This window comes from Leisingera sp. ANG-DT, assembly GCF_000813785.1.
In the GTDB taxonomy this organism is placed as follows: Bacteria; Pseudomonadota; Alphaproteobacteria; order Rhodobacterales; family Rhodobacteraceae; genus Leisingera.
The window spans coordinates 78,209-85,105 of sequence record NZ_JWLE01000030.1 but is presented as its reverse complement, the minus strand read 5'-3'; the positions used below and the strand labels follow the sequence as shown (position 1 = coordinate 85,105).

General features: G+C 62.6%; 6 protein-coding genes. All 6 read right to left on the bottom strand.

The features are described from left to right. Positions 1-783 (bottom strand): CaiB/BaiF CoA transferase family protein (locus RA21_RS19175; protein WP_039151863.1); only part of this gene is annotated, 783 nt, incomplete at its 3' end. Continuing rightward, positions 770-2,383, bottom strand: a complete 1,614-nt coding sequence (locus tag RA21_RS19170; protein WP_039151860.1) for a thiamine pyrophosphate-binding protein — start codon at positions 2,381-2,383, stop codon at positions 770-772. The genes RA21_RS19175 and RA21_RS19170, both read right to left, overlap by 14 nt. A gap of 146 nt (positions 2,384-2,529) precedes the next feature. Continuing rightward, positions 2,530-3,000, bottom strand: a complete 471-nt coding sequence (locus tag RA21_RS19165; RefSeq protein ID WP_039151858.1) for a DUF302 domain-containing protein — start codon at positions 2,998-3,000, stop codon at positions 2,530-2,532. 85 nt (positions 3,001-3,085) lie between these two features. Continuing rightward, positions 3,086-5,119, bottom strand: coding sequence for a PhoX family protein (locus RA21_RS19160; RefSeq protein WP_039151877.1), 2,034 nt, complete (start codon positions 5,117-5,119; stop codon positions 3,086-3,088). Positions 5,120-5,201: 82 nt separating this feature from the next. Then, entirely contained in the window at positions 5,202-5,540 is a 339-nt protein-coding gene (locus RA21_RS19155; protein WP_039151856.1) for an ArsR/SmtB family transcription factor, read from the bottom strand. A 216-nt stretch (positions 5,541-5,756) separates the two neighbouring features. After that, positions 5,757-6,764 (bottom strand): GlxA family transcriptional regulator, encoded by a 1,008-nt coding sequence (locus tag RA21_RS19150; RefSeq protein ID WP_039151854.1) that lies wholly within the window; start codon positions 6,762-6,764, stop codon positions 5,757-5,759. Positions 6,765-6,897: the final 133 nt, after the last annotated feature.

Sequence of the window (6,897 nt, the reverse complement as noted above, 5' to 3'; positions counted from 1 at the left end):
GATCACGTGGCCGTCCGAAGTCTCATAGACGCCATAAGGCATGATGCTGGGGTGTTCGTTGCCGCGGCGCTTGGGGTTCTGGCCTGTGTTCAGATAGGCGACACCCTCGTTGATCAGCCAGGCGATCTGGGCGTCGACCAGCGCCAGGTCGATCTGCTGGCCTTCGCCGGTTTTCTCGCGGTGGTGCAGTGCGGAAAGGATGCCGATGCAGGCGTACATGCCGCACATCACATCGGCGATGCCGACGCCTGCCTTCATCGGCTGGCCGCCCGGCTCCCCAGTCAACGACATGATGCCGCCGAACCCTTGGGCCATGATGTCATAGCCGGGCTTGTGGCTGTTGGGGCCGGTTTGGCCGTAGCCCGAAATGGAGCAGTAGATCAGCCCCGGCAGATCGTCCTTGAGGCTGGCATAGTCCAGCCCGTATTTCGCCAGCCCGCCGGGTTTGAAATTCTCGATCAGGATGTCGGCCTCAGCCGCCAGGCGTCGGATGGCCTGCTGGCCGTCTTTTGTTGCAATATCAATGGCGACCGAGCGTTTGTTGCGGTTGGCCGCCATGAAATAGGCGGAGAGATCGGATTGCTGCCGGTTCGCATCGACAACATAGGGCGGCCCCCACTGGCGGGTGTCGTCGCCGCCAGTCTTGGGGTTTTCCACCTTGATCACCGTGGCGCCGAGGTCGCCCAGGAGCTGGGTGCAGGTCGGGCCTGCCAGGATGCGGGAGAGGTCGAGAACCTTGACGCCTTTGAGGGCGCCGTGGGGCAGCAGGTCAGATGCGGCCATCGTAGCCTCCGCGGTCGATCACAGCCGAGATGACGGTGAATTTGTCTGATTTCATTGCGTCCATCAGCGCGGCGCGCAGTTCGCTTCGGTTGGTGACCTTCACACCGTTGCCGCCGAACGCCCGGCCCATGGCGGCAAAATCGTGCTCGGCGAAATCGACACCGCCGTTGGCAAGCTGGCGCTGGCGCTGTTTCAGCTCAATCAAGGCAAGGCTGGCGTCCGCAAAAACCACGAAGATGGGAGCCACGCCAAGTTCGGCAGCTGTGGCGAGCTCGCCTGCGACCATCAGAAAGCCCGCGTCACCGGAGAAACTGACCACCGGGCGGTCCGGCTGCGCCAGCTTGCGCCCGATGGCCATTGGCACGGCGCAGCCCATGGTGCAGAGGCCGGAAGACTGGATCAGACTGCGCGGCTCGGAACATTCCCACATCTGGCTGAGCAAAATACGGTGGGCGCCGCTGTCGGCGGTGGCGAGGGTTTCCGGCGGCAGGGTCGCGCGGCATTCGGCGATGACGCCGGCCGGGCCCCAGTCCACATCCTGCGGGAAGGCAGCTGCCAGCGCGGATTTGACTGCTGCAGGGCGGCCATTGGCCCAGGTTTCGCGCGGGGCGGTGCCTTCGGAGAGGGTTTCCAGCGTGGGGGTAATGGCCGTCAGGAAGTTCAGGCCGGCCTGATGCATGTAATGGGTGTTGGCCTCTGGCGCGACGTCAATGACGTTCTGGGTGTCAAGATCCCAGACATTGCGCCAGCCGGGGCGCATCTCAATCGGGTCATAGCCGATGGAGAGCACCAGATCGGCCTCGCGCACCATCGGCAGCAGGTGTTTGTCCGCCAGCGGTGACAGGCCCGCACCGCCCAGGCAGAGGGGGTGGTTCTCAGGCAGGATACCCTTGGCCTTGTAGGTTGTGACGAAAGGGATCTGGTGTCTCTCAAGAAAACTGCGAAGGGCAGTGCCTGCGTTTTCCTGCAGCGCATCAAGACCAATGACCGCCACCGGACGTTCAGCTGCAGCCAGCCAGGACTGCGCCTGCGCCAGTGCCTCTCCGCTTGGCGCGCTGGCACTTGCAGGCGCGCGGCGGACGCCGCGGTCCTTTGCCGGCGCATCTGCCACCGAGATCGGCACGTCAATATGCACCGGCCCGTTTCGGGGTTCAGTTGCGATGGCGACCGCCTTGTCTGCGATCAGGTCCGCAGCTTCGGCGTCCAGCCGGAAGGTCGCCTTGGTGATAGGGGTGAACACTGCGCGGTGGTCAAGAACTTGATGGGTATAGCTTTGTTCCTCCGCTGCATCGACGCAGCCGGTCAGCACCAGCATCGGCACCCGGTCCTGATGGGCGTTGGCCACCACGTTGATGCCGTTCAGCGCACCAGGGCCGAGGGTGGCGACCAGGATGACCGGCGCGCCGTCCGCATGATGCACGCCTTCGCCCATGAAGCCGGCGCAGTTCTCATGCTTGGCCAGGTGAAAGGCGATACCCGCGCGTGTAAGCGCATCGACCAGGGTCAGCACCTCGCCGCCGGGCATCCCGAAGGCATGGCGGCAGCCTGCCTCATAGAGCCGCCGGGCCAGAACATCGGCTGCGCGTGAGGGTTCTGTCATCTTGTTCGTCCAATCCGTTGATTTGCCGCCAGAATGCCGAGCCTGTGCCCGCGCGCAAGCCCTCTCACGCCAGTGTGAGAAATGCTGCGGCGGTTTTTGGCGCAAACGGGGGGATTTGGGTATTTGTGACCAGAAAGAAGCTGCAGCTACTTTTGGGCCTGTTCAGCGATCAACGCGAATCGGCGGTCGAGTTGACCGGCCAGAGCTGCCAGGCCTGCGCCGCCCTCATCCGCGTATGGGGCAAAGACATGAGTGGGCAGTTTGTAAGACAGCGTGGCGGTGCCGTCAGCTTCCTCTGTCACATACATCCGCACAGGGGCTTCGATCATCGCAGCGGTGGAAAGTGCCAGGATCTTCACTGCGAAATCATTGTTGAAGAGGCCAATAACCCGATTGCCGGGGATGGTGATGCCGCGGGCGGCGGCAGCGCCTGTGGGGCCTGCCTGGGTGACGACGCCCAGGCCTTGGGTTTTGGCTGCGGCTTTGACATCTGCAATCAGCTGCTCGAAGGGTTTGGAGGTCTCATGCACCGCCCAGCCGTCACGCGGGGAGATGTTGCCAGCGGCGGCTGTTGAAGCTGTCAGGATCAAGGCGGCGGTCAGACGGATGAAAGACATGGGGCTTCTCCAAGGCGTGCTTGAAACATCTAGGGCATAACCGAGGGGCTGCGGCTCACAATTTTGTGGGGGCTGAGGCGCCCGGTCAGGTTGCGATCTTGCCGCCACCCTGTTTGGTCACCACTACCACCGAGGGGCGGGGCGGCATCGACGGTTCGAAATCCGGCCAGCGGGTGGCCGGGTCATCGAAAGTGGATTCGCGTTCAAAGCCTTTCAGGTTTTTGGTTCCGTCGGTGCCGGGGTGCTGCACTGCCAGAAACAGAGTTTCAATGTCCGGGGTGAAGTAGGGACCGCAAAGCTCTGCCCCCACGGGACAACGGAAGAACAGTTTGGAGTGGCCGCGCAGACCCCCTTCGGTCTCCACGCCATATAGCCCGTCGGATTTGCCTGTCTTGTCCCACTTGCGGCCCTGGTCGGTGGCGACCCAGAGGCGTCCCTCGGCGTCGATGGCGCAATTGTCCGGGGAGGAGAACCAGCCGTTTGCCGAAGTCTCCGGGTTCCACTGGGCGCCTACGGAAGCAATTGCGGGGTTTCCGCATTGCACCAGGATGGACCAGCTGCCGCGGGTGGCGGCGTGGTCGCCGCCGTCCTCCTTCAGTTCAATGACATGGCCGAAATCAGATTCAGGCCGCGGATTGGCGGCGTTGGTCTGGCCCGGCTCACGCTTGGAGTTGTTGGTCAGCATCACGAAAGCAGTGCCGTCGCCGCGCGGCGAGACATCTTCGGGGCGGTCCATCGGGGTTGCGCCCAGAACATCCGCGGCCAGGCGGGCGTCAATCAGGACGTCTGCCTGGCTGGCAAAGCCGTTGTCCGCCGTGAGCGGCCCGTGGCCTTGCACCAGCGGCAGCCAGTGCAGAGTGCCGTCCGGATCAAACCGGGCTGCATAGAGCGTCCCGTCGCTGAGCAGGCGGGAGTTTGCGGCGCGGTCCTGCGAAACTGATCCGCGGGACACGTATTTGTAAAGGTATTCGAACCGGGCATCGTCGCCCATGTAGACCACCAGGCGGCCGTCGGCGGACAGGGTGGTTTCCGCGCCCTCATGCGCAAAGCGGCCAAGCGCTGTGTGCTTTACCGGCGTGGAATGCGGATCCAGCGGATCAACTTCAACAACCCAGCCGAAGCGGTTCACTTCATTGGGAGTTTTATCAATGTTAAAACGGTCGTGGTATTTGCCCCAAGCGTACCACAGGGCAGGCACGTTGTAGCGGGCCATCTGTGCGGCCTCTGGCTGGCCCGTGAGATCGGGCTCGCCCTCGGCGCCCAGTTGATCGGTCCAGAAATAGCCGTGAAAGTTCTCCTCAGCCATCAGCCAGGTGCCCCAGGGGGTCATGCCGCCGGCGCAGTTGTTCAGGGTGCCAATGACCTCGCGCCCGGTAGGATCAGCGCCGGTCTGCATCCGCGGGTGGCCCGCGGCGGGGCCATCAATGGCCATCACCGTGTTCAGCGGGGAAATGCGGCGGTTCAACTCGCTGTCACGGACAACGGCCCACTTGCCCTCCTGGTTGCGGGCAATTTCCACCACGGAGCCGCCGTGGGCGGCCATTTCGATTTCCGCCAGTTCCCGCGTCATGCCAGCAAACTCTGCCTTGTCCTGGCGGCCAAGGCCGGGGAACATCACCTCTTCATTTGTGTACTCATGGTTCACGCACAAAAGCCCGCGGGTGCCTTCTGCGTTGAGGGGCAGGAACCCAACATAGTCGTTGTTGTAGCCGAACTGCTGAAGCTGTGCTGCGGCGCTCTGGTTCATCACGTCGAAATCCGGCGCGTCCGCGGTGATGGGGTCCCCCCAGCGCAGCAGGATGTCCGCGTCATAGCCCGGTGCGACATGGTGGGTTTCGTCGTTGCCCCATGCCAGTTCGTCAAAGGCGTAACGGCTTTGAGCACTTGAGACAGCCGCGGCGGCCCGGTGCGGCTGAGTGAGAGCCGTCGCGCCAAAAAGGGCAGCAGAGGCAGAAGTGCCAAGCATTCCCTGAAGCACCGCGCGGCGGCCATGGCGGGCGGAGATCACATCTCCGATGGTGCGGTGACGGATCGGGTTGGCGGGGCAGTCATCAGCGGCTTCAAAAGCTTCCGCCTTGTTGCCGGTCTGCGGGTCATTGATGATCTGCCTGCGGTTCATTGCTGCGCTCCGGTTGGCGTGCCGCATGGGGGCGGCTTGCGCGGTTTTGCCGGAACGCAGAGTATTCTGCAGCCCGATGGCGTCAATCGCCGTCGTTGCAGAAAATATCGTAGACCACTTCCAGAACGCGGCGGGGCTTATCATCCGCGAGGCTGTAGTAGATCGCTTTGCCGTCGCGGCGCGGGACAACCAGGCCCTCAAGGCGCAGCCGGGAAAGCTGCTGGGAGACGGCAGCCTGTCGGGCCGACAGAAGTTGTTCCAGTTCCGTGACGGATTTTTCGCCGGAGACCAGATGGCACAGGATCATCAGCCGCCCCTGATGGCTGATGGCCTTGAGAAAGTTGGAAGCCTTGGTCGCGTTTGCAACCATTTGCTCCTTTTCTTCCGGATCCATATCAGCTGAAAACTCGGGTAGTGGCATCTTGTGTCTCCTGGTGGCACCGGGGCGCCTTACTCCTTTTTGAAATCCGTGCTGGCGAATACTTGGCGTAACTTCTGTGTACTAACAATATAATATGTAGGAGCTGTTACCAGAGTTGAACGGCGCGGCCAAAAGAAATGCTGCCAATTTTGGTTTTTGTAAAAATAGCGCCTTTCCGCCCGCTCGGGACAAAGGCGGGCGGCCATGCAGCCTTTCTCAGCTCCAGCCCTTGCGGAAGAAGTGCGGCGAAGCGCCGAATTTTCGCTTGAACTGGCGTGAGAAGTGGGTGGCCGAATTGAAGCCCGAGGCCAGCGCGATCTCGGTGACAGACATTGAGGTTTCGTTCATCAGCGCAAAGGCGTGGCTGAGGCGCATGTCAAAATAGACATGCATCGGGCTTTGGTTCAGATAGCGCGAGAACAGCCGCTCCAGCTGGCGGCGGGAGATGTCGAGCCGGTCGCACAACTCGCCGATCGACAACGGTTCCTCGATCGATTCCTGCATAAGCTGCAGCGCGTTCAGCAGGCGCTGGTTGCGGCTGCCGATGGCCACCGCATAGTTCGACTTCTGCGGCGCCGCCTGGCCGCCGGAGCGCACATGCAGGCACATATCGGCGACGATGATCGCCAGTTGCTTGCCGTGGCGCTCCTCGATCAGGTGCAGCATCATGTCGGTGGCGGCATTGCCGCCGCCGCAGGTCATCAAGGGCCCCGAGATTTCGAAGATGTTTGGGGAGGGCTCCAGGCTGGGATAGCTTTCCAGGAAGCCCGGCTGGTTTTCCCAGTGCAGGGTGAACTTGTGGTTCTTGATCAGACCGGCCTGGGCCAGCGCAAAGGCACCGGTGCAGATACCGCCAATGGAGCGGCCAAAGCGGCTTTCGCGGCGCAGCCAGTTCAAGGTGACTTCGCTGGCGGCCGCGTGCGGTTCAACGCCTGCGCAGACAAAACCCATCGAATCCGAGGGCAGCGGCTGCAACTGGGTGTCCGGGGTTACCACCATGCCGTTGGAGCAGCGCACCGGCTGGCCGTCCTCCGTCATGATGTACCAGCGGTAGAGCCGGGTGCCGGTCACCTGGTTGGCAATGCGCAGGGGTTCGATAGCAGCGGCCACCGGCAGCATCGTCGCCTTGGGCAGCAGCAGGAAATAGAAATCCTGCGGCTCGCCCTCAAATGGAATGGCGAGATTGGCGGCGGCGCCTTTCTGAACGAAGCTGTCATCGGACATGGCGGGACCCCAGCGCAGCACCCGGTGAAAGACACCGGGCGGAATTCGGACTTGATTTTGCTTCCTAAGGCGCTGGTGCCGCGCGCAGCCCGAGAATAGCGACAGCGTTCCAGCGGATTGCGACACCACATGC